A 24,255-nucleotide genomic window follows, 5' to 3' on the forward strand; every position below is an offset into this window, starting at 1 on the left:
CGCCTTGCGACTGTGCGCCACCCAGGCCCTGCGGGACCTGGCCGACGATCCCCAGGCGCGGCTGCTGTCCGTGGCCGAGGCGGGCAGTCCGCCGGTGGGTGAGTTGCTCATCCCCTTCGGTCCTGCCACTCAGCCCTTGGGCTATCTGCAACTGGGCGGCGCCGTCGAGGCGGATACCCGGCTGGTGCTGGATCAATTGGCCCTGCTGCTGGGCGCCCTGCTCATGCGGCAGCAGACCCAGGACCAGGTCCGCCACCTCGAACGGCGGTTGTCGCTGGAACAGGGGCTGCTGGCCAGCGTGCTGCAGCAGGCGCCCCTGGGTATCTCTATCACCGAGGCCGGCAGCGAAGAAGCGGTGATGCTCAACGATCGCGTCGATACCCTGCTGGGCAGACGTCCGGCCGGCGAGACGCTGGACGAACGCTATGGCGCCATCGGCGCCCTGCACGCCAATGGCCAGCCCTATGCGGTGGATGACTATCCCACGGTACGGGTGCTGCGCAGCGGCCAGGCGGTGGCGCCCGAGTTGATGCGCTATCGGCGACCCGACGGCAGCATCCGGCTGCTGGAGGTCTCCAGCGCCCCGGTCCGCTCCGCCACCGGCGAGGTGATCGCCTCGGTCACCCTGTTCGACAACGTCCAGCAGCGCGTCGATGCGGAAACCGCCCTGCGCGAACACAGCGCGCGCCTGGCCAGCCTGATCAACCAGGCGGCGGTCGGCATCTGCCAGACCGACGCCCGCGGGCGCATCCTGCTCGCCAATCGTCGCTATTGCGAAATGCTCGATCGCAACGAGGTCGGGGTGCTGGAGCAGACCCTGCAGGCCCAGACCCATCCCGAGGATCGGGCCATCCTGGAGCGCCACCTCGACACCCTGCGCGAGCGGGGCGACAGCTTCAAGCTGGACCAGCGCTTCCTGCGCCCCGACGGCACGGTGGTCTGGGTCAGCCTGCACGGCTCACCGCTGCAGTCGGAAGTCGGCCAGGCGCTGTCGGTGAGTCTGGTGGTGGTGGATCTCACCCAGCGCAAGCAGGCCGAAGCCGCGCTGCACCTGTCCAACCAGCGCTTCCGCAATGCCGTGGAGGCAGTGCAGGGAGTGGTCTGGACCAGCAACGCCCAGGGCCATCTGCTCGGCGAACAACTCGCCTGGAGCACCCTGACCGGGCAGAGTTATGCGCAGTATCAGCAGGACGGCTGGGCCGATGCCCTGCATCCCGAGGATGCCCCCCGCACCCTGCGTCGCTGGCGCCTGGCGGTGCAGCAGCAGGTGGATTTCCACGACGAGCACCGCCTGCGCTGTCGCGATGGTCAATGGCGCACCTTCAGCGTACGTGCCCTGCCGGTGCGGGAGAATGGCGTGGTCTGCGAATGGGTGGGCGTGCACACCGACGTCAGCGAGATCCGCATGGCCGAGCACCGCCTGCGGCGGCTGGCCGAATTGCTGGAACAGCGCGTCCACGAACGCACCGTCGAGCGTGACCGCATGTGGCGGGTCGCCGACGATCTGCTCGGCGTCATCCAGGGGCAACGCTGGCTCAGCCGCAATCCCGCCTGGGGCCGGACCCTGGGGTGGGACGACGAGGAATTGCGTCATCAGCCGCCGACCTCGCTGGAGCATCCGGACGATCCGCCGGTATTTCCGCGCCTGGCCGCCCTGCGCCACGGCGAGGTGCTCAGCGATCTGCCCGGGCGCCTGCGCACCCGCGACGGTCACTGGCGCCACATGATGTGGAAGGCCACCGCCGATCACGACGGACGCATCTATGTCTTCGGTCGCGACGTCACCGTCGAGCACGACGCCGCCCTGGCCCTGCAGAACGCCGAAGCCGCGCTGCGCCAGGCGCAGAAGATGGAAGCCATCGGGCATCTCACCGGCGGCATCGCCCATGACTTCAACAACCTGCTCACCGGCATCAGCGGTTCCCTGGAATTGCTGCGCCGCCGCCTGGACCAGGGGCGCCACGACAACCTGCAGCGCTACCTGGACACCGCCGAGCAATCCGCCACCCGCGCCGCTGCCCTGACCCATCGCCTGCTGGCCTTCGCCCGCCGGCAGACGCTGGATCCACGGCCGGTAAACGTCAATGACCTGATCCTGTCCCTGGAAGAACTCTTCCAGCGCACCCTGGGCGAACGCATCAGCCTGCGCAGCAGCCTCGCGCTGCAGTTGCCACCGGCGCGCACCGACACCAACCAGCTGGAGAACGCCCTGCTGAATCTGGTGATCAATGCTCGCGATGCCATGCCCGAAGGCGGTCAGCTGACCCTGGAAACCGCCCTCGATCACCTCACCGACCTGGCCGCCGAGCATGACCTGCCGCCGGGTGATTACGTGCGCCTGACCATCGCCGACACCGGCAGCGGCATGCCGGCCGAGGTGGTGGATCGCGCCTTCGATCCCTTCTTCACCACCAAACCCATTGGCCAGGGCACCGGTCTGGGTCTGTCGATGCTCTATGGCTTCATCAAGCAGTCGGGTGGCCATGTGACCCTGGAGAGCGAATTGGGCAGTGGTACCCGCGTCAGCCTCTGGCTGCCCTGTGCCCCGCCCGAGCGGCCGGCGGCGAGCGACACGCCCCAGCCGGCCATCGCCCAGAGTCGAGGCGAACGCCTGCTGCTGGTGGAAGACGATGTTTCGGTGCGACTGCTGCTACGCGAGATGCTCACCGAGCTGGGCTATCGCGTGCGCACCGCCGCCAGTGCCTCGGCGGCGCTCACGCTGGTCGACGGCGATCTGCCCTGTGACCTGCTGATCACCGATCTCGGCCTGCCGGATCTCGACGGCGCCGAGCTGGCAGGGCGCCTGCGCGAGCGCTGGCCGGAGCTGCCGGTGCTGTTCGTCAGCGGTCATGCCGAGCGGCCGACCCCGAATGGCGAGCTCTCGCTGGCCAAGCCGTTCCAGATCGATGCGCTGGCGCGGTTGCTGCGCCAACTGCTCGACTGACCTAGGGGCTAGGGCCGGAAGACCTTGCCGGTCACCAGGTCGCGAATCACGCTGGGATTCTTGCGCCCGCCCAGTTCGCCCACGAGGATGCCGTCCAGGTTATCGGGAAAGTACTGCTGGACCCGCAGCCGGGTGCGCGCGGCCGGGCGCCCGGCGGGATTGGCCGAGGTGGAGATCAGCGGCCCGGTCAGGGCGCAGAGTTCGCCCACCAGGGGATGCTCGGAAACCCGCAGCGCCACGGTGGCGTGGGCGCCGGTGACCCAGCCGGGCAGGCGATTGTGGTGCGGCACCAGCCAGGTGTTGGGGCCCGGCCAGGTGCTGGCCAGCTTGGCCAGGGAGGCCTCCGGCAGATCGTGGAGCAGGAAGTCGAACTGGCGAATGGTGTCGGCCACCAGGATCAGGCCCTTTTCCATCGGCCGCCCCTTGAGCATCAGCAGGCGATAGACCGCGGCCTGATCCCAGGGATCGCAGCCCAGGCCCCAGACGGCCTCGGTGGGGTAGGCCAGGACGCCCCCCTCGCGCACGATTCGCGCCGCCTGCCGCACTCGCCAGCTGTTATGCATCGCCTAGCCTCCGCCAAATCCCTGAAGTCTACCCGAGCGCGCTGCCGATGCCAGTCATCCGCCGCTAGCCGAGCCGACTCCAGCTGCCCTGCTGCGCCACCACCTGGCCGTCCAGCTCCAGCTCGGTCAGCTGGACCAGGACCTCCGGCAGCGACAGGCCGCAGAGCCGCGCCAGCTCTTCGCTGTTGAGCGGTCCGGCGGTCAGATGGCGCAGCAGGGGATGATCCTCGCCCGCCGCGGCCGCGACGACCAGGGCCAGGCTGCGCCAGCCCTGCAGGGCGTCGAGGATGTGTTCCACGCTCTCCACCAGTTGCGCGCCCTCGCGAATCAGCTGATGACAGCCACGGGCCCCGGGATGATGGATGGAGCCGGGCAGGGCGAACACCTCGCGGCCCTGCTCGGCGGCCAGTCGCGCGGTGATCAGCGAACCGCTGGAGGGGCTGGCCTCCACCACCAGGGTACCCAGACTGAGACCGCTGATGATCCGGTTGCGCCGCGGGAAGTTGGCCGCCTGAGGCGTGCAGTCCAGCGGCAATTCCGAGACCAGCGCGCCACCCTCGGCCAGCAGGCGCCGGGCGAGACCCAGGTGCCGGCGCGGATAGAGCTGCCGCAAGCCGGTGCCCAGCACGGCGACCGTGCCGCCGCCGGCCTCCAGGGCGCCCTGATGCGCCGCGCCATCGATGCCCAGCGCCAGGCCACTGGTGATGCAGAAGCCGGCCGCGGCCAGGCTGTGGGCGAACCGCCGGGCATTGTCCAGCCCCTGGGCACTGGCCTGGCGACTGCCGACCAGGGCCAGCTGCGGCCGTTCGAGCAACTCGACCTGTCCTTCGACGAACAGCAGCGGAGGCGGATCGGCGATCTCGGCCAGCAACGCCGGATAGCGCTCGTCACCCAGGCAGAGCAGGTGGCGTTCGGGACCGTCCAGCCAGGCCAGGGCCTGATCGACGCGTTCGCGGGTCGCCGGGCTGCGGCGGGCATCCGCGGCCACTGCCGGCAGGCGCAGGGCGCGCCAGGCCGAAGCGGGGGCGCTGAGCGCCGCGGCGGCACTGCCAAAGGCATCCAGCAGCAGGCGCTGGCGCACCGCGCCGAGTTCCGGCAGGACATGCAGGCGAAGCCGGGCGTCCAGCTCGGCAGGGGAGAAGCTGGCCATGGTGTCATCCTTGAGGGGTGGCCGGTCGCCGTCCTGGCGACCCGAAGGGGTTGGGGGTTAGGGGTTGCGCACCTTGTCCATGATTTCCAGCTGGCGGGTGGCGGTCAGGATCAGGCCGTAGCTGATCTTGTCGTAGGTGCGAAAGACCATCAGCAGGCCGGCACGCTCGTCGGGGATCTTCACCAGCTCGCCGGTGATGCGATCGCGCACCGTCTCGCCGGTCTTGTTGACCGCCAGCACATTGCCTTCGGTCAGGCCATCACGGGTGCCCTTGTTCAGGGTCACCACATCGAACTGGCCGACCTGGGTGACGCCACGGGGCACGTCGAGGATCAGGCCGCTGATGTCACGCGTCGGCGCGCTGGGCATGAAGGTGGAATTCACCAGCCGCTCCTCGGTGGGGAACAGCCGGTCGCCCAGGCGGACCTCCTGGGTGGTGCGGGTCAGCCGCAGGGTGGCGATGTCGCCTTCCTGGGTAACCAGATCGGCGCTGCCGATGAAGTCGCCGTTGATGCCGAGGAAGGCACCGGTCTTGGGATCGACATAGGTCTTGCCCTGGCGATAGATGCCATAGGCCGAGACGCCCGGCTGCAACTTGCCGCGCACATAGATGCGATCGCCAGCGCCGCTCACCACCCGCTCGGCGTTACCGGCCACCACATAGGGCGCCGCCTGGAACTGTTCGGCCGAATCGATGGCGCGATTCTGCAGCAGGAAGCTGTTGACCGCTTCCAGCGGAATGGCCGGGATGGCTTCGGCGATGGGCGTGCTGCGCACCGTGGGCGACAGCTTGACCGTGCCGCGCGAGGCGCCGCGGTTGAGCTGCAGGCGCGGCTGGCCGTCGACATAGCTCAGCACCAGGGTATCGCCGGGATAGATGAGGTGGGGATTCTTGATCTGCGGATTGGCCTGCCAGATCTCCGGCCATTCCCAGGGTTTGCTGAGGAATCTGGCGGAGATGTCCCAGAGGGTATCGCCGCGGACCACGGTGTAGCTTTCCGGGTGATCCTGTCGCAGGGTGACCGCCGCATACGCCGACTGCAGGGCGCCCGCTGCAACCAGCGCCAGGGCGAACAAAGATTTCCTCATGCGTCGAATCCCTTTACACTTAGCTTTGAAGAACCGTCTTCACGCAAACGTCGGGGAATCGCCCCAGTCGTGCCCTGATCGCCACCTTTGTCGGCACCGGGCGGCCCAGGCGCCCATCCCCGTCGACCGACGTCATCCACCTTTCGGGACCAGCCCGCGCCGGGTGGCGACAACGCTGCGGCATCTTAGCAGCGCCCCTTGACTGTATTCCACAAGTGCCCTCAACGCCATGGCGATCCTAGACATCCTCGAATTCCCCGATCCCCGCCTGCGCACCGTCGCCAAGCCCATCGACACGGTGGACGACGCCCTGCGCCAGACCATCGACGACATGTTCGAGACCATGTACGAAGCGCCCGGCATCGGTCTGGCCGCCACCCAGGTCAACGTCCATCGCCGCCTGGTGGTGATCGACGTCAGCGAAGACAAGAGCGAGCCGCTGGTCTTCATCAATCCCGAGGCCGAGCCGCTCACCCAGGAACTGGGCGAGTACCAGGAGGGCTGCCTGTCGATCCCCGGTTTCTACGAAAAGGTCTGCCGCCCCGAGCGCGTCCGGGTCAAGGCCCTGGACCGCGACGGCAAGGCGTTCGAGCTGGAGTGCGACGGCCTGCTGGCGGTATGCATCCAGCACGAGATCGATCACCTCGACGGCAAGCTGTTCGTCGACTATCTGTCGCCGCTCAAGCGCGATCGCATCAAGAAGAAGCTCGAAAAGCAGCAGCGCCACAAGGCCTGATCGCCCTGGCGGACGGCGTCATCGGCGTCCGCCGCTCGCCCTTTCCGCCAGGTCCGCCATGTCCAGATCCCTTCGCCTCGTCTTCGCCGGAACCCCGGAATTCGCCGCCGTGCACCTGCAGGCGCTGATCGACGCCGGTTATCCCATCGCCGCCGTCTACACCCAGCCGGATCGCCCCGCCGGGCGTGGCCAGAAACTGGCCATGAGTCCGGTCAAGCAGCTGGCGCTGAGCCACGGCATCCCCGTGCAGCAGCCGCTGACCCTGCGCGATCCCGCCGCCCAGGCCACCCTGGCGGCGCTGGAACCCGATCTGCTGGTGGTGGTGGCCTACGGCCTCATTCTGCCCCAGGCGGTGCTCGACATCCCGCGTCTGGGCTGCATCAACAGCCATGCCTCGCTGCTGCCGCGCTGGCGCGGCGCCGCGCCCATCCAGCGCGCCCTGGAGGCCGGCGATGCCGAGTCCGGGGTCACCGTGATGCGCATGGAAGCCGGTCTGGATACCGGCCCGATGCTGAGCAAGGTGATCACGCCGCTGACCGCCACGGACACCGGTGGCAGCCTGCACGATCGCCTGGCCGCCCTGGGCGCCGCGGCCGTGGTCCAGGCCCTGCCGGGCCTGGCCGACGGCAGTCTGCCGGGCGAGGTGCAGGACGATAACCTGGCCACCTACGCCCACAAGCTCAACAAGGACGAGGCCCGCCTGGACTGGGGTCGTCCGGCGGTGGAACTGGAGCGCCGTATCCGCGCCTTCGATCCCTGGCCGCTGTGCCACACCGCCCTGGCCGGCGAGCCACTCAAGGTCTGGGCCGCGGAACTGGCCGAAGGGCAGGGCGTGGCGGGCATGGTGCTGGATGCCGATCGCGCAGGCCTGCTGGTCGCCTGTGGCGAGGGTGCCCTGCGCCTGACCCGACTGCAGTTGCCCGGTGGCAAGCCACTGGGCTTCGTCGATCTCTACAATGCCCGTCGCGAGCGCTTCGCCCCCGGTCAGGTGCTGGGTCTATGAATCCGCGGCTGGCGGCCACCCGCGCCCTGGCGGCGGTCCTTGCCGGACGTGCTTCCCTGGGCAGCAGCCTGCCCGAGCAACTGGCCAAGGTCGATCCGCGTGACCGCGCCCTGGCCCAGGATCTGGCCTTCGGCACCGCCCGCTGGCAGCCGCGCCTGTCGCTGCTGGCGGAAAAGCTCATGGAAAAACCCTTCAAGGCCGGCGACCGCGATCTCGAAGCCCTGCTGCTGATCGGGCTCTACCAGTTGTTCCATACCCGCATCCCGGCCCATGCCGCCATCGGCGAGACGGTGGGCTGCGTCGACAAGCTGAAGAAATCTTCGGCCAAGGGCCTGCTCAACGCCGTGCTGCGCCGCGCCCAGCGCGAATACGACAGCCTGTTGCCGGCCCTGGAGCATGATCCCGCCGCGCGCCTGGCCCATCCGCGCTGGCTGCAGAAGACGCTCAAGGCACGCTGGCCGGAGCAGTGGGAAGCCATCGCCACCGCCAACAACCTGCATCCGCCGCTGATTCTCAGGGTCAATCGCCGTCAGGGCGATCGCGACAGCTATCTGGCCGAGCTGGCCGCCGCCGGCATCGAGGCCGTGCCCTGCGCCTTCAGCGCCGACGGCATCCGCCTGCTGCAGCCCCAGGACGTCACCGTCCTGCCGGGCTTTGCCACGGGGCGTCTCAGCGTGCAGGACGAAGCCGCGCAGCTGGCCGCCGAACTCCTGGAGCTGGCACCCGGCCAGCGGGTGCTGGACGCCTGTGCCGCGCCCGGTGGCAAGACCTGCCACCTGCTGGAACGCGAACCGGGGCTGGCCGAGGTGGTGGCGCTGGACGCCGATGCCGGCCGTCTGCAGCGGGTCGCGCAGAATCTGGCCCGCCTGGGCCTTACCGCCCGCACCCTGGCCGCCGACGGCCGCGCCGTGGCCGACTGGTGGGACGGCACGCCCTTCCAGCGTATCCTGCTGGATGCCCCCTGCAGCGCCACCGGGGTGATCCGCCGTCATCCGGACATCAAGCTGACCCGCCAGGCCAGCGACATCGCACCCCTGGTGCAACTGCAGGGCGAATTGCTGGACGCCCTCTGGCCGACGCTGGAGGTGGGCGGCATCCTGGTCTATGCCACCTGTTCGGTGCTACCGGAAGAAAACAGCGACAATCTCGCCGCCTTTCTCGCCCGCACCCCGGGCGCCCGCGAACTGGACATTCCCGCCCCCTGGGGCCTTGCCCAACCCCATGGCCGCCAGCTCCTGCCGCAGCCCGACGGCCACGACGGCTTCTATTACTGCAAACTGATCAAGATTGCTCGCTAGTCGCCGAAGGTAAGGCGGTGGTGATGGGCTGGGGCAATTCCAGCACCGGCGTGGCCTCGTCGAGACGGCGCAGGGTACCCTCCACCACCGCACCGTTCTCCATGCTCAGTTGGCGATAGGTGATGTTGCCGCGCACCCGGGCATTGGAGTGCAGTTCCAGCAGATGCTCGACCCGCAGATCGCCAACGATGGTGCCGTCGATCAAGGCGTCGTAGCTGCTTACGTCACCTTCCACCACACCATTGACGCTGAGCGCCAGGAGACTGGTGGTGCCCGGCTTGAAGCTGACGCTGCCCTGCACCCGCCCGTCGATCTTCAGGCCTTCGCTGAATTCCAGGTCGCCCTGGACCGCCAGGTTGTCGGCGATGAGACTGGAAAAGCCATTCACCGCGGGGCGGGGGGCCGCCTTCTTTCTATTGAACATCCGTGCTGCTCTCCAGCTAGGGTTTCTGATTCTGGCGACGGAAAAAGGCCAGCTCCGTGGTCAGGCGCTCGATCTGCGCCAGCAGAGCAGCGTTGCGCTCGGTCAGCTGGCGCTCGGCAGCCGTGCCCACTTGCCGATCCAGCGCCTGCTGCGCCAGACGATCGCGCAGGTGCTGATTCTCGGCTTGCAGGTGATTCAGTTCCGCCTGGTATCCCTGGTGGATCCGCTGCCCGACCACCAGCAACGCGAGCGGTATCAACAGCAGCAGGCCCAAGCCAACCCAGCCGGCCAGTCGCCGTCGCGGGACCGGCTGCAGGCGAAATTCGCCGCGCAGCAGCTCGCGACTCGACGCTCGACTAGTCGCGCGCCTGGCCATCGCGCTCGGGCTCCAGTCGGCCCAAGGCAAGAAAGCGCTGGGGGTCGAGGAATTGGCCGTCACGCAAGACCTCGAAATGCAGATGAGGCCCGGTCGAGCGTCCCGTGGAGCCCACCGCACCCAGGAGTTGCCCGGGGGTGACCACCTGGCCTTCCTTGACGAAGATGCGGCTCAGGTGGGCATAGCGGGTGACCAGGCCATTGCCGTGAGCGACCTCCACCCGATTGCCATAGCCACCCAGGGCGCCCGTGACCTGGACACGCCCCCCGGCCGCGGCGTGTACCTGGGTGCCAGTGGGCGCGGCGAAGTCGACACCGGAATGAAACGCCAGGTGACCGGTAAAGGGATCGACCCGATTGCCGAACAGCGATCCCAGACGGGCCTGTTCCACTGGGCGTAGCGAGGGAATCGCCATCAGGGCGGCATTGCGACTGGCCACCCGGTTCAGCAGCAGATCCAATTGTTGACGCAGGCAGAGCGCTACCTGTTCGCTGGCACCCAGCATGCGCAGAGGCAAGCCCTGGCTGGCGGTACCGGCGTTACAGGATCGCGCCGGCAGCCAGGCACCGCCCTGGGCACCTCGCGCGGAAGGCTCGACCAGCAGACTGGGGTCGACAGCGCTCACCTGGTCGCGCAATTGCCTGTTCTGCTCCAGCATCCGCTGCAGCGCCTGGGTATCGGCCTCCAGCGATTGCAGCCGGCCGACCAGCACGCCCATTCGCTCCAGGGCCACCGGTGTGCTGGCGCTGCCCGGAGTGTCAGCGACAGGGGCGGCCGGAGCTGCGGCAGGCGAAACCCGACCCCCCAGCCAGCAGCCCAGAGCGAATGTCAGCAGCGATGTCAGCGTCAGGATCAGCAGCCAGGGGCTCTTTGCCTGACGCGGGTCGACGATGTGGGCACCGTCCCGCACAAGCTTGCGACTGAGGGAAGAAAACAGCTTCATCAGATCCTGCGGCCGTCCTAGGCGCCGATAGATCAGTCAGCTTAAAGTGAAACACGTCACAAAATGATGGCAAAAGGCCTGTTCCAGACCAACCTGCCTGTCCACCTGACATATGGCATTTTCAGTGCCGGATCGCCAGGCTGCCGGTAGTCGGGGCAGAATGTTCGGCTCAGGGTCGTGAATCGGCCCGTCCCTCCCGCTGCTACCGGAGTCCGCCATGCTCGAATCCCTGGAGAAAATGCTCGCTCGCGGCCAGGACAACGCCCTGCTCAGGTTCGGACTGGGCAAGGGCTATCTGGATGCCGGGGAGCCCGCGCGGGCGATCGAGCACCTGGCGCGCTGCGTCGAATTCGATCCGGCCTATTCGGCGGCCTGGAAGCTGCTGGGCAAGGCCCATGAGGGGAGCGGCGATCTGGCCAGCGCCGAGGCAGCCTGGACCCAGGGCCTGCAGGCGGCGCAGGCCAGGGGCGACAAGCAGGCGGAAAAGGAGATGACGGTGTTTCTCAAGCGCCTGGCGCGCCGCGCTCAGTCCTGATCGCGCAGGAACCTGAGGCCCGCGCCGTCGGCGTCGGTGCGCATGACTTCCATGGTCACCTTGGGCGCCTCGATTGGCAGATCGAGTACCTGGCCGACCACGCGGGTGCCCTGCGGTAGCCGGGTCAGCTCGGGATGCACCACATAGACGCCACCATCGGACAGGTCGCGGGTCTCACCGACGATCTCGCCATCCGGATAGGCGATCCACAGCCGACACTTGAGTGGGGTACGGGTATGTTGGCGCTGATCGCGCGAATTCATCGCCTGACTCCCTGGCTTGGGCGTTCCCTAGAGGTTCGGGCAGCTTCCGGCAAAGCCCAGCGGCTGTCAGCCGCGCGCCGACCGAACGGTCCTGGCGAAGCGCCGAGCGATAGGTCATAGGATCACCGCCTGTCCCTCAGCGCCCGGGCAGGACCCGGGTGAAAGACCTCAGTACCACTTCTCCTCGCCATCCGGGCGATTCTTGAACCTCTTCATGCTCCACATGTACTGGGTCGGATAACGCCGTACGTAGCCGGCCAGCACCTCGCTCATGGCGGCCACCGAGACTTCCGGGTCCGGGTCGTACATGGCCGGCGGCGCGGCCTCCAGGATCACCTTGTAGCCGCTGCCGTCTGCCAGGCGCACGGCATGGAAGAACACCCCGCGGGCCTTGCCGCGCGCCAGCAGCGAGGGCACGAACTTGCTGGTCAGGGCGGTGGTGCCGAGGAAGGGCACGAAGAGGCCGGCGCTGCGACTCGGCTCGGGATCGGCCGGAATCCCCACAGCGCCGCCGCGTCGGACTTCCTTGATCACGCTGATGATGCCCTCCGGGGTGGAGGGCGCCACGCGGTTGCCCAGCTGGACCCGCTGGCGCTTGAGCAGGTCGTCCACCGCCTTCAGCTTGGGCGGCCGATAGAAGATGATCGGCTTGGCGTGGGAGCAATAGAAGTGGTTGAGCAACTCCCAGTTGCCCAGGTGGCTGGTGATGCCCACCACGCCATCGCCGGACGCCAGGGCTTCCTGCAGGACGTCCATGCCTTCCACCTCGCGCACCAGGCGCAGGGAACGCTGGGGCGACCAGATCCAGGCGCAGGCGCTCTCGGTCAGGGTCTTGCCGATGCCGCGCAGGCACTCGCGCGACAGCCGCTCCAGGCCGGCGGCATCGAGTTCGGGGAAACAGTGGGCGAGGTTGATGCGGGTAACCTTGCTGGCGCGGGTCGGCAGCTTCCACATGCACCAGCCGATGAATCCACCCAGGCGCTGGACCAATGGCCAGGGCAGCAGGGCGAAAAGGCGCAGGAAGGCGATCATCAGCGCGCCTTTGAATCTTTCCAAAAGAGGGACTCCTGTCTGAATGCGCCGACAGTTTAGCGTCTACAAGTCCCGGAAACGTTAAGAAAGCGTAAGGTTCGCGCCAACTGACGCCTATACATTCGACTTTTCCTGCAGTTTTGCCGACGAGGACGCCAATTCGGCATGGCGGTCGCAATCGAGGGTATGGTCCATCACCAGACCCATGGCCTGCATGAAGGCGTAGCAGATGGTCGGACCAACAAAGGTGAAACCGGCCCGCTTGAGCGCCTTGCTCATGGCCTCGGCTTCCGGGGTGACCGCCGGCACCTCCTGTCGATCGCGAAAGCGATTGATCTTGGGCGCGCCACCGACAAAGGACCACAGCCAGCCGGAAGGGTCTTCGAGTCTCAGCCAGGCCTGGGCATTCTGACGAGCGGCGCGCAACTTGGCGCCATTGCGGATGATGCCCGGGTCCTGCATCAGCACGGCGATCTCGGCATCGCTCAGCTGCGCCAGGCGCGCGGGATCGAAGCCATGCAGCACCTGGCGATAGCGCTCGCGCTTCTTCAGCACGGTGATCCACGACAGTCCGGCCTGGAAGCCTTCCAGCAGGAGGAATTCGAAGAGCACCGCCGGATCGCGCTGGGGCACGCCCCATTCATGGTCGTGATACTCGATGTACAGCGGATCGGCGGTGCACCAGAAACAACGCGGCATGGCGAAGGCTCGGACGGCGAGGGGAGACGTCACCTTAGCGCAATTGAGCGCCAGCGGAGGCGAGTCATAACGGCCTCTGGAATGGGTAGCACGGCGAATGCGCTGAACGCACGTTTCTAACAGACTGCAGGCGCTGCTACCGTAGCAGCAGCTACCTATATCGCGGCCATGGGCCGCTCCTACAGGCCAACCCGTACCTGTAGGAGCGGCCCATGGCCGCGATAAAGCGCGCAGCCGGTCATCTCTGCCCAATACCGCCAGGCAGCCCTAATCCGCCAATGCGGCCACCCCCGGCTTTCAGCTATACTCCCCGGCTTTTCGTCGCAGCCGAACGGGTATCTTTCGTGAGCCAGTCCAAGCCCACCGTGCGCACCTTCCAAGACTTGATCCTGGCCTTGCAGCAATACTGGGCCGAGCAGGGCTGCGTGGTACTCCAGCCCTATGACATGGAAGTCGGCGCCGGTACCTTCCACACCGCCACCTTCCTGCGCGCCATCGGTCCCGAGACCTGGAACGCCGCCTATGTGCAGCCCAGCCGCCGTCCCACCGATGGCCGCTATGGCGAGAACCCCAACCGCCTGCAGCACTACTACCAGTTCCAGGTGGTCCTCAAGCCCAACCCGGACAACTTCCAGGAGCTCTACCTTGGTTCCCTGGCCGCCATCGGCCTGGATCCGCTGGTGCACGACGTGCGCTTCGTCGAGGACAACTGGGAATCGCCCACCCTGGGCGCCTGGGGTCTGGGCTGGGAAGTCTGGCTCAACGGCATGGAAGTCACCCAGTTCACCTACTTCCAGCAGGCGGGCGGTATCGAGTGCTATCCGGTGACCGGCGAGATCACCTATGGCCTGGAGCGCCTGGCCATGTACCTGCAGGGTGTGGATTCGGTCTATGACCTGATCTGGGCCGACGGCCCCTTCGGCACCGTGACCTACGGCGACGTCTTCCACCAGAACGAAGTGGAGCAGAGCACCTACAACTTCGAGCACGCCAATGTGCCCAAGCTGTTCGAACTGTTCGACTTCTACGAGTCCGAGGCCAATCGCCTGATCGCCCTGGACCTGCCGCTGCCCACCTACGAGATGGTGCTCAAGGCCTCCCACACCTTCAACCTGCTGGACGCCCGCCGCGCCATCTCGGTGACCGAGCGCCAGCGTTACATCCTGCGCGTGCGCACCCTGGCGCGCAGCGTCGCCCAGGGCTACTTCAAGGCCCGTGCCCGGCTGGGCTTCCCGCTGGCCAGCCCCGTGCTGCGTGACGAGGTCCTGGGTCGCGACGATGTCCAGGCGCTGCTCAAGGAGGGCGAATGATGAGCACCACTCTGGATTTCCTGGTCGAACTGGGTACCGAAGAACTGCCACCCAAGGCGCTCAAGACCCTGGGCGACAGCTTTCTCGCCGGCATCGAGAAGGGCCTCAAGCAGGCCGGTCTCGGCTATGCCAGCGCCCGCGCCTATGCCGCGCCGCGCCGCCTGGCCGTGCTGGTCGAAGCCCTGCAGACCCAGCAGCCCGAGCGGAGCGTCAATCTGGACGGCCCGCCGCTCCAGGCCGCCTTTGGCGCCGATGGCCAGCCCACCCAGGCGGCCCTGGGCTTCGCCCGCAAGTGTGGCGTCGACATCAGTGCCATCGATCGCAGCGGCCCCAAGCTGAGATTCTCCCAGAGCATTCCTGGGCAGCCGGCGGCCAGCCTGCTGCCCGGCATCGTCGAAGCCTCCCTGGCCGAGCTGCCGATTCCCAAGCGCATGCGCTGGGCCGCCCGCCGCGAGGAATTCGTCCGTCCCACCCAGTGGCTGGTGATGCTGCTGGGTGACGAGGTCATCGACTGCGAGATCCTCACCCGCCGTGCCGGCCGTGAGTCCCGCGGCCATCGCTTCCACCATCCCGACGCCGTGCGCATCAGCGCCCCGGCCCACTACGCCGCCGACCTGCGCGCCGCCCATGTGCTGGCCGACTTCGCCGAGCGCCGCCAGCTCATCGAATCCCGCGTAGCCGAGCTGGCCGCGGCGGAGCAGGGCAGCGCCGTGGTGCCGCCCGCGCTGCTGGACGAGGTGACCGCCCTGGTGGAATGGCCGGTGCCGCTGGTCTGCGCCTTCGAGGAACGTTTCCTCGAGGTGCCCCAGGAAGCCCTGATCACCACCATGCAGGACAACCAGAAGTACTTCTGCCTGCTGGATGCCCAGGGCAAGCTCTTGCCACGTTTCATCACCGTGGCCAACCTGGAGAGCAAGGATCCCGCGCAGATCGTCAGCGGCAACGAGAAGGTGGTCCGCCCCCGTCTCACCGACGCCGAGTTCTTCTTCAAGCAGGACCAGAAGCAGCCGCTGGAAAGCTTCAACGAGCGCCTCAAGAACGTGGTCTTCCAGGCCCAGCTCGGCACCGTCTACGACAAGGCCCAGCGCGTCGCCGCCCTGGCCGCCTTTATCGCCGAGCGTATCGGCGGTGATGCCGAGCGCGCCCACCGTGCCGGTGTGCTCGCCAAGTGCGACCTGGCCACCGAGATGGTCGGCGAATTCCCCGAGATGCAGGGCATCGCCGGCTACTACTACGCCAGGAAAGGCGGCGAGGCCGAAGACGTGGCCCTGGCGCTCAACGAGCAGTACATGCCGCGCGGTGCTGGCGCCGAACTGCCGCAGACCCTGACCGGCGCCGCCGTGGCCCTGGCCGACAAGCTCGACACCCTGGTCGGCATCTTCGGTATCGGCATGCTGCCCACCGGCAGCAAGGATCCCTTCGCCCTGCGCCGTCAGGCCCTGGGCGTGCTGCGCATCCTCATCGAGAAGGGACTGGAGCTGGATCTGCCAGCCGCCGTCGCCTTCGCCATCGCCGGCTATGGCGAGCGGGTCAAGGCTGCCGGCCTGCAGGAGCAGGTGCTGGACTTCGTCTTCGACCGTTTGCGCGCCCGCTACGAGGACGAAGGCGTCGACACCGCGGCCTACCTGGCGGTACGCGCCCTCCGTCCGGCCTCGGCGCTAGACTTCGACCAGCGCGTCCAGGCCGTGCAGGCCTTCCGTCGTCTGCCCGAGGCCGAGGCCCTGGCCGCCGCCAACAAGCGCGTCTCCAACCTGCTGGGCAAGTTCGAAGGCCAGGTCGCGGCCCAGGCCGATGCCGCCCTGTTCGAGACCGACGCCGAACGCACCCTGGCCGCCGCCATCGCCGAGGCCGAGCGGGATGCCGCGCCCCTGGCCGAAGCCCGTCGCTATGGCGCAGCCCTGGAGCGCCTGGCCAGTCTGCGCGCGCCGGTGGATGCCTTCTTCGACGAGGTGCTGGTCAACGCCGAGGACGAGCGTGTCCGCGCCAATCGCTATGCGCTGCTCGCTCACCTGCGTGGCCTGTTCCTCGGCATCGCCGACATCTCGGTGCTGGGCTAGGGCATGAAACTGATCGTGCTGGACCGCGACGGCGTCATCAATGTCGATTCCGATGACTACGTACGCAGCGCCGCGCAGTGGCAACCGCTGCCCGGTAGCCTGGCGGCCATCGCCCGGCTGAACCGGGCCGGTTGGCAGGTGGCCGTGGCCACCAACCAGTCCGGCCTGGCGCGCGGTTACTTCACGGAAGACGACCTCGCGGCCATGCACGAGAAACTGCAGCGGCTGCTGGCGGAGGAGGGCGGTCGGGTCGACCTGATCCTCCACTGCCCCCATGGCCCGGAAGCCGGCTGCGACTGCCGCAAGCCGCTGCCCGGCCTGTTTCGCGCCATCGCCCACCACTATGGCCGTACCGACCTGGGCGGTGTCCCGGTGGTGGGCGACAGCCTGCGCGATCTGGAAGCCGGCATGGCCCTTGGCTGCACGCCCTTTCTGGTGCGTACCGGCAAGGGCGAGCGCACCCTGGCCAAGCCTTTGCCATCCGGTACCCGGGTCTTCGCCGACCTGGCGGCGGTGGCTGATCATCTGCTCGAGGAAGCGCCCTGATGCGGCTCTTGCGTACCCTGTTGTTCTATGTGCTGCTGGGGACCAGCGGCATCCTCTGGTCCTGCGTCAGCCTGCTGATCGCGCCCTTCCTGGCCTATCGCGCCCGCTATCGGCTGGTGGTCAAGGCCTGGACCGGTTTCGCCGTCTGGCTGGCCAAGGTCATCTGCGGCATCCGCTACGAGATCGACGGCCTGGAAAACGTCCCGGCGCAGCCCTGCGTGATCGTGGCCAACCACCAGAGCACCTGGGAAACCTTCTTCCTGTCAGCCCAGTTCGAGCCCACCTCCCAGGTGATCAAGCGCGAATTGCTCAGGATTCCCTTCTTTGGCTGGGCCTTCTCGCTGCTCAAGCCCATCGCCATCGACCGTGACAACGGCAAACTGGCCCTGCAGCAGCTGACCGAGCAGGGCGGCCGTTATCTTGCCCAGGGCTGCTGGGTACTGATCTTTCCCCAGGGCACCCGCATCGATTACGGTCAGATGGGCAAGTTCTCCCGCGGTGGCGCCGCCCTGGCCTGTAGCCTCAACGTGCCCATCCTGCCCATCGCCCACGATGCCGGCGCCTACTGGCCCAATCGCTCTTGGATCAAGTCGCCGGGGACTATCAAGGTCAGCATCGGCCCGCTGCTCCATCCCCAGGGCCAGGATCCCCGCGCCATCGTCGATCTCAATAATCGCTGCTTCGCCTTCATCGAGCAGGCCCTGGCCCCCAAGCCCGATGCCGACCCGGCCGAGCGCTGCGTAGCCTGAGCGCCAGGCCGCAAGGCCTGGCTCTTTCCACCTCTTTTCCTCCCTTTTCCCACAGACTTATCCACAGGCTGTGCCAAGCTTTTCGCGCATCCGAATTTTGGGCTGCTAGCGCGGATTGACTGTCATCCACAAGTACCGACAAGCTTATTCCCAGGCTTATCCACAGGAACGTCCTTTATATCCTGTGTCTCTATGCCGCATGGCACGGCCCCTTTACGGATATTTTCGGCGTTGATCAAAAGCGGCTGAGGAAAACTATCCACAAAACCTTCGGCTATAAGATGAACGGCGTTCGTTGTCGTGGAACGAAACGGCGCGACTCTCTAGCCAGAATGTTTTCCACAAAAAAGCCCCGCATGGCGGGGCTTGTGCATAACCGCAGTCGATCAGACGTCGAGGTTCGATACCGCCAGGGCGTTGCTCTCGATGAAGTCGCGACGCGGCTCCACGTGATCGCCCATCAGGGTATTGAAGATCTGATCGGCCGCTACGGCATCCTCGATGGTTACCTGCAGCATGCGGCGCACGTTCGGGTCCATGGTGGTTTCCCATAGCTGATCCGGATTCATCTCACCCAGGCCCTTGTAGCGCTGGATGTTGAATCTCTTGCTGGTCTCGTTCATCAGCCATTCCCAGGCTTCCTTGAAGGTGCTGACCGGGCGACGGCGTTCACCGCGCTTGGCATAGGCGCCTTCTTCCAGCAGGTTGTCCAGCTGGGCGGCCAGCTCGGTCACCAGGCGGTAATCGTTGCTACCGAAGAAATCCCGGTTGAAGGTGACGTAGCTGGACAGGCCATGGGCGCGGGTTTCCACCTCTGGTAGCCATAGGCCTCGCTCGCGGTCCTCGCGCAAGCTGACGCGGTAGGTAGTGCCAGAGCGTTCGGAGGTCTGCAGGCGCGCGCTAAGGCCTTCCAGCCACTGACGCATCGCCGCTTCATCAGCCAGCTGATCAACACCGACCCGCGGCAGGTACAGCAGGTGTTCGCTGACGGCGGCCGGATACAGCCGCGACAGGCGCTTGAAGGTCTTCATCACCTGGCGATAGCTGTTCACCAGCTTTTCGAGTTCCACGCCGGACAGGCCCGGGGCGTTCTCGTTGACGTGCAGGCTGGCCTCTTCCAGGGCGGTCTGGGTCAGGTATTCCTCCATCGCCTCGTCGTCCTTGATGTACTGCTCCTGCTTGCCACGCTTCACCTTGTACAGCGGCGGCTGGGCGATGTAGATGTAGCCCCGCTCGATCAGCAGCGGCATCTGGCGGAAGAAGAAGGTCAGCAGCAGGGTACGGATGTGCGAACCGTCCACATCGGCATCGGTCATGATGATGATGTTGTGGTAGCGCAGCTTGTCGATGTTGAATTCTTCGCGGCCGATGCCGCAGCCCAGCGCGGTGATCAGGGTGCCCACCTCCTGGGAGGAGAGCATCTTGTCGAAGCGCGCCTTCTCCACGTTGAGGATCTTGCCCTTGAGCGGCAGGATCGCCTGGGTGCGCCGGTTGCGGCCCTGCTTGGCCGAACCACCGGCGGAGTCACCCTCCACGATGTAGAGTTCGGACAGCGCCGGATCCTTCTCCTGGCAGTCCGCCAGCTTGCCCGGCAGGCCGGCGATGTCCAGGGCGCCCTTGCGGCGGGTCATCTCGCGCGCCTTGCGCGCCGCTTCCCGGGCCCGGGCCGCGTCGATCATCTTGCCGACCACCGCCTTGGCTTCGTTGGGGTTCTCCAGCAGGAAGTCGGAGAAGTGCTTGCCCATCTCCTGTTCCACCGCGGTCTTCACCTCGGAGGAGACCAGCTTGTCCTTGGTCTGGGAGGAGAACTTGGGATCCGGCACCTTGACCGAGATGATGGCGGTCAGGCCTTCACGGGCGTCGTCACCGGTGGTGGCCACCTTGAACTTCTTGGCCAGGCCCTCGGCCTCGATGTAGCTGTTCAGGTTGCGTGTCAGCGCCGAGCGAAAGCCCGCCAGGTGGGTGCCGCCATCGCGCTGGGGAATGTTGTTGGTGAAGCAGAGGATGTTCTCGTTGAAGCTGTCGTTCCACTGCAGCGCCACTTCCACACCAACGCCATCGTCTTCGCGCTGCACCTGAAAGTGGAACACCTCGTTCACCGCGGTCTTGTTGGTGTTCAGGTAGTCGACGAAGGCACGCAGGCCGCCCTCGTACTTGAACAGCTCTTCCTTGCCGCTGCGCTCGTCACGCAGGACGATGCCGACGCCGGAGTTGAGGAAGGACAGTTCGCGAATCCGCTTGGCCAGGATGTCCCAGCTGAACTGGATGTTGTTGAAGGTCTCGGCGGACGGCTTGAAATGCACCTGGGTACCGGTGGTGTCGGTCTCGCCGATCACTGCCAGCGGCGCCTGGGGTACGCCGTGCACATAGACCTGCTCCCACAGCTGACCGGCGCGGCGGATGGTCAGGCGCAGCTCCTCGGAGAGGGCGTTCACCACCGAGACGCCCACGCCGTGCAGGCCGCCGGACACCTTGTAGGTGTTGTCGTCGAACTTACCGCCGGCGTGCAGCACGGTCATGATGACTTCGGCCGCCGAGACGCCTTCTTCCTTGTGGATGTCCACCGGGATGCCGCGGCCGTTGTCGCGCACGGTGATGGATTCATCCATGTGGATGGTGATGCTGATCTCGCTGCAGAAGCCGGCCAGGGCCTCGTCGATGGAGTTGTCCACCACCTCGAAGACCATGTGGTGCAGGCCGGTGCCGTCATCGGTGTCGCCGATGTACATGCCGGGGCGCTTGCGCACGGCATCCAGTCCCTTCAGCACCTTGATGCTGGAAGAGTCGTAGGTATTGGTCTCGCTCATGCTTGGCTCCCGCTAGTGTGGGTCTGCTTGATATGGCCGTGTTCCACGTGAAACACGCTGACCTCTGTCTCCGGCCGCCAGGCGGCCTGTAGCGTCTCGCGCTCGACACAGGTGATGAAGACTTGGCACTCCAGTGCCTCCAGCAGCCGGCACAAGGCCAGCCGGTGTCCCTCGTCCAGTTCCGAGGGCAGGTCGTCGATGAGATAGACGCACTGGCCCCGCTTGACCTGGTTGACCAACCGCCCCTGGGCGATGCGCAATGCGCACACCACCAGCTTCTGCTGGCCGCGCGACAGGATGTCCGCCGCGTTGTGGTTGCCGATGCGAATGCGCAGGTCGGCGCGCTGGGGCCCGGCCTGGGTATGTCCCAGCTGCAGATCCCGCGGCAGACTGTCCGCCAGCACCTCGCGCAGATCGCGCTCGCGGTCCCAGCCGCGGTAGTAGCTCAGGGTCAGGCCATCGAGCTGGATCAGCTCGGCCAGTACCGCGGTGAATTCCGGCTTCAGACGCTGGATATAGGCCTGGCGAAAGCCATCGATCTCGGCGCTGGCCAGGGCCAGTTCCTGATCCCAGGCGGCCTGCGCCGCAGGGTCGATTTTACCACGTCTGAGCCAGTGATTTCGCTGCCTGAGCGCCTTTTGCAGGCGTTGCCATAGCGGCAGAAATCGCTGTTCCTCGTGGAACACGCCCCAGTCGAGAAACTGCCGCCTGATCTTGGGGCTGCCTTCGAGCAGCCGGAAGCCGTCGGGATTGATCAGCTGCAGCGGCAGCACCTCGGCCAGTTGCGCCGCGCTACGGGCATTCTCGCCATTAATGCGGATCTGGTAATCACCGCCGCGCTCGCGCTGGATACCCAGGTTGCAATCCTGGCCACCGGGCAGCCGCACCTGGCCGAACACCGTGCAACTGGCCTGCTCGTGCTGGATGACCGGCGCCAGCTTGGTGCTGCGAAAGGAGCGGGCCAGGCCCAGCAGGTGGATGGCTTCCAGCAGGCTGGTCTTGCCGCTGCCATTGGCGCCATGCAGGAGGTTGACCCGGGGCGAGAGCTGAAGCGCGACCGCCTGCAGATTGCGCAGGCGGTCGGCGTTGAAGCGGATCAGCGTCATCGAGCGGCGATCAGAGGCGCATCGGCATCACGACATAGGAGGAGTCGTCGTTGCCCGCCTCCTGCAACAGCGCACTGCTGCTGGAATCGGACAGGGTGATGCGCACCTGGTCGGTGGTCATCACGCCGAGCACGTCGAGCAGGTAGCTGACGTTGAAACCGATCTCCAGGCTGCCGCCGTCGTAGTCGACCTGCAGTTCTTCCTCGGCCTCTTCCTGCTCCGGGTTGTTGGCCTGGATCTTCATGAAGCCGTTTTCCAGCTGCAGGCGGATACCACGGTACTTCTCGTTGGAGAGAATGGCGGTACGGCTGAAGGCTTCGCGCAGATGCTGGCGCTCGCCCAGTACCAGCTTGTCGCCATGCCGCGGCAGCACGCGCTCGTAGTCGGGGAACTTGCCGTCCACCAGCTTGGAGGTAAAGGTGAAGTCGCCGGTGGTGGCGCGGATATGGTGCTGGCCCAGGACCACGTTGACCGGCTCTTCCGGTTCGGTGAGCAGGCGCGACAACTCCAGGATGCCCTTGCGCGGCACGATGACCTGGTGCTTCTCGGCCTGGTCGACGTCGGCTTCCAGCATGCACATGGCCAGGCGGTGACCATCGGTGGCCACGGCCCGCAGCCGGCCGGTGCTGGCTTCCAGCAGCATGCCGTTGAGGTAGTAGCGCACGTCCTGCTGGGCCATGGCGAAGCCGGTGCGTTCGATCAGACGGCGCAGGCGGCCCTGGGGAATGCTGAACTTCAGCGAACCCGGACCTTCCTCCACGGTGGGGAAGTCGTTGGCCGGCAGGGTGGACAGGGTGAAGCGACTGCGTCCGGCACGAATCAGCAGCTTCTGCTCCTCGGTACGGATGTCGATCAGCGCATCGGGCTGCAGGCTCTTGCAGATGTCCATCAGCTTGCGCGCCGGCACGGTGATCTCGCCGGCTTCGGCGGCTTCTTCCAGATCGACCCTTCCAACCAGCTCGACTTCCAGGTCGGTACCGGTCAGCGAGAGGCGCTGGCCCTCCACGACCAGGAGTACGTTGGACAGCACCGGCAGCGTTTGCCGACGTTCCACGACACCGGCCACCAGCTGCAGCGGTTTCAACAGGGCTTCGCGTTGAATGGTGAAATGCATGGTCAGGTCCTTGCCAGGGCCGCGTCCGTCAGGTGGTCAGGGTACGCAGCAGGTTCTTGTAATCCTCGCGGATATCCGCGTCGGATTCCCGAAGTTCGGCGATCTTGCGACAGGCATGCAACACCGTCGTGTGATCGCGTCCGCCAAAGGCGTCGCCGATTTCCGGCAGGCTGTGGTTGGTCAGTTCCTTGGACAGCGCCATGGCGACCTGCCGCGGCCGGGCGACCGAGCGCGAGCGGCGTTTTGACAGCAGATCGGCGATCTTGATCTTGTAGTACTCGGCCGCGGTGCGCTGAATGTTGTCGATGCTGACCAGCTTGTCCTGCAGCGCCAGCAGATCCTTGAGCGACTCGCGGATCAGCTCGATGGTGATGTCGCGGCCCATGAAGTGGGCATGGGCGATCACCCGCTTGAGCGCGCCTTCCAGTTCCCGCACGTTGGAACGGATGCGCTGGGCAATGAAGAAGGCGGCGTCGTGGGGCAGGTCGACCTTGGCCTGGTCGGCCTTCTTCATCAGGATCGCGACCCGCGTCTCCAGCTCCGGCGGCTCCACGGCTACGGTGAGCCCCCAGCCGAAGCGCGACTTGAGCCGCTCTTCCAGGCCATCGATCTCCTTGGGATAGCGGTCGCTGGTGAGGATCACCTGTTGTCCACCTTCGAGCAGGGCATTGAAGGTGTGGAAAAACTCTTCCTGCGAACGCTCCTTGCGGGCGAAGAACTGGATGTCATCGATCAGCAGCGCATCCACCGAGCGGTAGAAACGCTTGAATTCGTTGATGGCGTTGAGCTGCAGCGCCTTGACCATGTCGGCGACGAAGCGCTCCGAATGCAGATAGACGATCTTGGCGTTCGGATTGCGCTTGAGCAGGTGGTTGCCCACCGCGTGCATCAGGTGGGTCTTGCCCAGACCCACGCCGCCATAGAGGAAGAGCGGGTTGTACCCGTGCTTGGGATTGTCCGCCACCTGCCAGGCCGCCGCGCGCGCCAGCTGGTTGGACTTGCCCTCGACGAAGTTCTCGAAGGTGAAGGTACGGTTCAGATAGCTGGTGTGCTTGAGCGCACCCTCCACCTGCACGGTACGTTCGGTCTTGACGACCGGCTCGTCGGCCAATTCCGCCGTCACGTCTTCCAGGGCAACGCCCGCGGTGACGATGTCCGACTGGATCGGTTGCGGGGCCTGCACCGGTGGTGGCAACGGAGTGCTCTGGCTGCTCGGCGTCTGGACAGCGCGCGGCTTGTTGCTGCGCTTGCTGCCGATCAGCAAGGACAGCACCGGGGCGATACCGTCGTCGGCATGCTCCTCGAGCAATTCGAGCAGGCGACCCAGGTATTTCTCGTTGACCCAGTCGAGCACGAAGCGGTTGGGCGCGAACACCCGCAGCTCATCCCCTTCCGCTTCCACCTGCAGTGGCCGGATCCAGGTATTGAATTGTTGCGAAGGCAGCTCGTCGCGCAGCACATCCACGCAACGTTGCCAGAGTTCGACCGACACAGCGTCTCCCAAGAACTGG

General features: G+C 66.3%; 21 protein-coding genes and 3 pseudogenes. 11 read left to right on the forward strand and 13 right to left on the reverse strand.

Features of this window, described 5'->3' with window-relative positions; all coding sequences use genetic code 11:
- Positions 1–529: 529 nt before the first annotated feature.
- The 3 pseudogenes from OMP44_RS25125 to OMP44_RS25135 form a co-directional block, all read left to right on the forward strand.
- Positions 530–2,044 (forward strand): annotated as a pseudogene (locus tag OMP44_RS25125) (PAS domain-containing protein); the annotation flags it as partial.
- A 201-nt stretch (positions 2,045–2,245) separates the two neighbouring features.
- A pseudogene (locus OMP44_RS25130) lies at positions 2,246–2,482 on the forward strand (ATP-binding protein); the annotation flags it as partial.
- A gap of 144 nt (positions 2,483–2,626) precedes the next feature.
- A pseudogene (locus OMP44_RS25135) lies at positions 2,627–2,944 on the forward strand (response regulator); the annotation flags it as partial.
- Positions 2,945–2,952: 8 nt separating this feature from the next.
- Here OMP44_RS25135 and tsaC read toward each other — a convergent pair.
- The 3 genes from tsaC to OMP44_RS17815 form a co-directional block, all read right to left on the reverse strand.
- Positions 2,953–3,507, reverse strand: coding sequence for an L-threonylcarbamoyladenylate synthase type 1 TsaC (gene tsaC / locus OMP44_RS17805; RefSeq protein ID WP_208693314.1), 555 nt, complete (start codon positions 3,505–3,507; stop codon positions 2,953–2,955).
- 64 nt (positions 3,508–3,571) lie between these two features.
- Positions 3,572–4,657, reverse strand: coding sequence for a DNA-processing protein DprA (gene dprA / locus OMP44_RS17810; protein ID WP_208693315.1), 1,086 nt, complete (start codon positions 4,655–4,657; stop codon positions 3,572–3,574).
- A gap of 57 nt (positions 4,658–4,714) precedes the next feature.
- The gene (locus OMP44_RS17815) at positions 4,715–5,746 is read right to left on the reverse strand and encodes a LysM peptidoglycan-binding domain-containing protein (protein WP_280310086.1); all 1,032 of its coding nucleotides are present in this window, start codon (positions 5,744–5,746) and stop codon (positions 4,715–4,717) included.
- 229 nt (positions 5,747–5,975) lie between these two features.
- On the opposite strand from OMP44_RS17815, the gene def reads away from it, so the two are divergent.
- Genes def through rsmB form a run of 3 tightly spaced genes read left to right on the forward strand, consistent with a single transcriptional unit; the run spans position 5,976 to position 8,783 of the window.
- Positions 5,976–6,482: a peptide deformylase gene (gene def, locus OMP44_RS17820; RefSeq protein WP_187980766.1), complete on the forward strand. Its 507-nt coding sequence runs from the start codon at positions 5,976–5,978 to the stop codon at positions 6,480–6,482.
- A 58-nt stretch (positions 6,483–6,540) separates the two neighbouring features.
- Positions 6,541–7,485 (forward strand): methionyl-tRNA formyltransferase, encoded by a 945-nt coding sequence (gene fmt / locus OMP44_RS17825; RefSeq protein ID WP_280310089.1) that lies wholly within the window; start codon positions 6,541–6,543, stop codon positions 7,483–7,485.
- On the forward strand, positions 7,482–8,783 hold the full coding sequence (gene rsmB, locus OMP44_RS17830) for a 16S rRNA (cytosine(967)-C(5))-methyltransferase RsmB (RefSeq protein ID WP_280310092.1): 1,302 nt from the start codon (positions 7,482–7,484) through the stop codon (positions 8,781–8,783). The genes fmt and rsmB overlap by 4 nt, the downstream gene beginning before the upstream one ends.
- On the opposite strand, the gene OMP44_RS17835 is transcribed toward rsmB, so the two are convergent.
- The 3 genes from OMP44_RS17835 to OMP44_RS17845 all read right to left on the reverse strand — a co-directional run bounded on the left by OMP44_RS17835 (position 8,767) and on the right by OMP44_RS17845 (position 10,526).
- Positions 8,767–9,207, reverse strand: a complete 441-nt coding sequence (locus tag OMP44_RS17835) for a bactofilin family protein (protein WP_187980763.1) — start codon at positions 9,205–9,207, stop codon at positions 8,767–8,769. The two genes, rsmB and OMP44_RS17835, sit on opposite strands and share 17 nt — an antisense overlap.
- Positions 9,208–9,223: 16 nt before the next feature.
- Positions 9,224–9,481, reverse strand: a complete 258-nt coding sequence (locus OMP44_RS17840) for a hypothetical protein (RefSeq protein ID WP_273860974.1) — start codon at positions 9,479–9,481, stop codon at positions 9,224–9,226.
- An 82-nt stretch (positions 9,482–9,563) separates the two neighbouring features.
- The gene (locus tag OMP44_RS17845) at positions 9,564–10,526 is read right to left on the reverse strand and encodes a M23 family metallopeptidase (protein WP_187980761.1); all 963 of its coding nucleotides are present in this window, start codon (positions 10,524–10,526) and stop codon (positions 9,564–9,566) included.
- A 217-nt stretch (positions 10,527–10,743) separates the two neighbouring features.
- On the opposite strand from OMP44_RS17845, the gene OMP44_RS17850 reads away from it, so the two are divergent.
- Positions 10,744–11,061 (forward strand): tetratricopeptide repeat protein, encoded by a 318-nt coding sequence (locus OMP44_RS17850; protein ID WP_007160146.1) that lies wholly within the window; start codon positions 10,744–10,746, stop codon positions 11,059–11,061.
- Here OMP44_RS17850 and OMP44_RS17855 read toward each other — a convergent pair.
- From OMP44_RS17855 to OMP44_RS17865, 3 genes are all read right to left on the reverse strand, one after another.
- Positions 11,052–11,324 carry a PilZ domain-containing protein gene (locus OMP44_RS17855; protein WP_017641486.1) on the reverse strand — a complete coding sequence of 91 codons (273 nt, stop codon included), beginning with the start codon at positions 11,322–11,324 and terminating at the stop codon, positions 11,052–11,054. The two genes, OMP44_RS17850 and OMP44_RS17855, sit on opposite strands and share 10 nt — an antisense overlap.
- A 168-nt stretch (positions 11,325–11,492) precedes the next feature.
- Positions 11,493–12,380 (reverse strand): lysophospholipid acyltransferase, encoded by an 888-nt coding sequence (locus tag OMP44_RS17860; RefSeq protein WP_187980760.1) that lies wholly within the window; start codon positions 12,378–12,380, stop codon positions 11,493–11,495.
- 90 nt (positions 12,381–12,470) lie between these two features.
- Complete coding sequence (locus OMP44_RS17865; RefSeq protein ID WP_280310103.1) at positions 12,471–13,055, reverse strand: DNA-3-methyladenine glycosylase I; 585 nt, start codon at positions 13,053–13,055, stop codon at positions 12,471–12,473.
- Positions 13,056–13,399: 344 nt separating this feature from the next.
- Here OMP44_RS17865 and glyQ point away from each other — a divergent pair, with 344 nt between their 5' ends.
- Genes glyQ through OMP44_RS17885 form a run of 4 tightly spaced genes read left to right on the forward strand, consistent with a single transcriptional unit; the run spans position 13,400 to position 17,717 of the window.
- Entirely contained in the window at positions 13,400–14,365 is a 966-nt protein-coding gene (gene glyQ, locus OMP44_RS17870; RefSeq protein WP_280310105.1) for a glycine--tRNA ligase subunit alpha, read from the forward strand.
- Positions 14,365–16,422: a glycine--tRNA ligase subunit beta gene (gene glyS, locus OMP44_RS17875; RefSeq protein WP_273860977.1), complete on the forward strand. Its 2,058-nt coding sequence runs from the start codon at positions 14,365–14,367 to the stop codon at positions 16,420–16,422. Before glyQ ends, glyS begins: the two co-directional genes overlap by 1 nt.
- Before the next feature lie 3 nt (positions 16,423–16,425).
- Positions 16,426–16,968 carry a D-glycero-beta-D-manno-heptose 1,7-bisphosphate 7-phosphatase gene (gmhB, locus tag OMP44_RS17880; RefSeq protein WP_187980757.1) on the forward strand — a complete coding sequence of 181 codons (543 nt, stop codon included), beginning with the start codon at positions 16,426–16,428 and terminating at the stop codon, positions 16,966–16,968.
- Complete coding sequence (locus OMP44_RS17885; RefSeq protein WP_187980756.1) at positions 16,968–17,717, forward strand: lysophospholipid acyltransferase family protein; 750 nt, start codon at positions 16,968–16,970, stop codon at positions 17,715–17,717. Before gmhB ends, OMP44_RS17885 begins: the two co-directional genes overlap by 1 nt.
- Before the next feature lie 386 nt (positions 17,718–18,103).
- Here the strand turns inward: OMP44_RS17885 and gyrB are convergent, their stop codons facing one another.
- From gyrB to dnaA, 4 genes are read right to left on the reverse strand one after another with little or no spacing between them, the layout of a single operon-like run.
- Positions 18,104–20,524 (reverse strand): DNA topoisomerase (ATP-hydrolyzing) subunit B, encoded by a 2,421-nt coding sequence (gyrB, locus tag OMP44_RS17890; protein WP_133860228.1) that lies wholly within the window; start codon positions 20,522–20,524, stop codon positions 18,104–18,106.
- Positions 20,521–21,630 (reverse strand): DNA replication/repair protein RecF, encoded by a 1,110-nt coding sequence (gene recF / locus OMP44_RS17895; RefSeq protein ID WP_280310109.1) that lies wholly within the window; start codon positions 21,628–21,630, stop codon positions 20,521–20,523. The genes gyrB and recF overlap by 4 nt, the downstream gene beginning before the upstream one ends.
- Positions 21,631–21,640: 10 nt before the next feature.
- Positions 21,641–22,744 (reverse strand): DNA polymerase III subunit beta, encoded by a 1,104-nt coding sequence (dnaN, locus tag OMP44_RS17900; protein ID WP_007160136.1) that lies wholly within the window; start codon positions 22,742–22,744, stop codon positions 21,641–21,643.
- A 28-nt stretch (positions 22,745–22,772) separates the two neighbouring features.
- Positions 22,773–24,236, reverse strand: a complete 1,464-nt coding sequence (gene dnaA / locus OMP44_RS17905) for a chromosomal replication initiator protein DnaA (protein ID WP_133860225.1) — start codon at positions 24,234–24,236, stop codon at positions 22,773–22,775.
- Positions 24,237–24,255: the final 19 nt, after the last annotated feature.

Source organism: Pseudomonas flavocrustae, assembly GCF_029872515.1.
Classification (GTDB): Bacteria; Pseudomonadota; Gammaproteobacteria; order Pseudomonadales; family Pseudomonadaceae; genus Chryseomonas; species Chryseomonas aestiva.

Excerpts from the sequence above, each read along its gene's own strand:
- tsaC (WP_208693314.1), bottom strand. The coding sequence starts at position 3,507 with ATGCATAACAGCTGGCGAGTGCGGCAGGCGGCGCGAATCGTGCGCGAG.
- def (WP_187980766.1), top strand. The coding sequence starts at position 5,976 with ATGGCGATCCTAGACATCCTCGAATTCCCCGATCCCCGCCTGCGCACC.
- OMP44_RS17835 (WP_187980763.1), bottom strand. The coding sequence starts at position 9,207 with ATGTTCAATAGAAAGAAGGCGGCCCCCCGCCCCGCGGTGAATGGCTTT.
- OMP44_RS17850 (WP_007160146.1), top strand. The coding sequence starts at position 10,744 with ATGCTCGAATCCCTGGAGAAAATGCTCGCTCGCGGCCAGGACAACGCC.
- OMP44_RS17815 (WP_280310086.1), bottom strand. The coding sequence starts at position 5,746 with ATGAGGAAATCTTTGTTCGCCCTGGCGCTGGTTGCAGCGGGCGCCCTG.
- recF (WP_280310109.1), bottom strand. The coding sequence starts at position 21,630 with ATGACGCTGATCCGCTTCAACGCCGACCGCCTGCGCAATCTGCAGGCG.
- dprA (WP_208693315.1), bottom strand. The coding sequence starts at position 4,657 with ATGGCCAGCTTCTCCCCTGCCGAGCTGGACGCCCGGCTTCGCCTGCAT.
- fmt (WP_280310089.1), top strand. The coding sequence starts at position 6,541 with ATGTCCAGATCCCTTCGCCTCGTCTTCGCCGGAACCCCGGAATTCGCC.
- glyS (WP_273860977.1), top strand. The coding sequence starts at position 14,365 with ATGAGCACCACTCTGGATTTCCTGGTCGAACTGGGTACCGAAGAACTG.
- OMP44_RS17885 (WP_187980756.1), top strand. The coding sequence starts at position 16,968 with ATGCGGCTCTTGCGTACCCTGTTGTTCTATGTGCTGCTGGGGACCAGC.
- OMP44_RS17845 (WP_187980761.1), bottom strand. The coding sequence starts at position 10,526 with ATGAAGCTGTTTTCTTCCCTCAGTCGCAAGCTTGTGCGGGACGGTGCC.
- gyrB (WP_133860228.1), bottom strand. The coding sequence starts at position 20,524 with ATGAGCGAGACCAATACCTACGACTCTTCCAGCATCAAGGTGCTGAAG.
- rsmB (WP_280310092.1), top strand. The coding sequence starts at position 7,482 with ATGAATCCGCGGCTGGCGGCCACCCGCGCCCTGGCGGCGGTCCTTGCC.
- dnaN (WP_007160136.1), bottom strand. The coding sequence starts at position 22,744 with ATGCATTTCACCATTCAACGCGAAGCCCTGTTGAAACCGCTGCAGCTG.
- OMP44_RS17865 (WP_280310103.1), bottom strand. The coding sequence starts at position 13,055 with ATGCCGCGTTGTTTCTGGTGCACCGCCGATCCGCTGTACATCGAGTAT.
- OMP44_RS17855 (WP_017641486.1), bottom strand. The coding sequence starts at position 11,324 with ATGAATTCGCGCGATCAGCGCCAACATACCCGTACCCCACTCAAGTGT.
- gmhB (WP_187980757.1), top strand. The coding sequence starts at position 16,426 with ATGAAACTGATCGTGCTGGACCGCGACGGCGTCATCAATGTCGATTCC.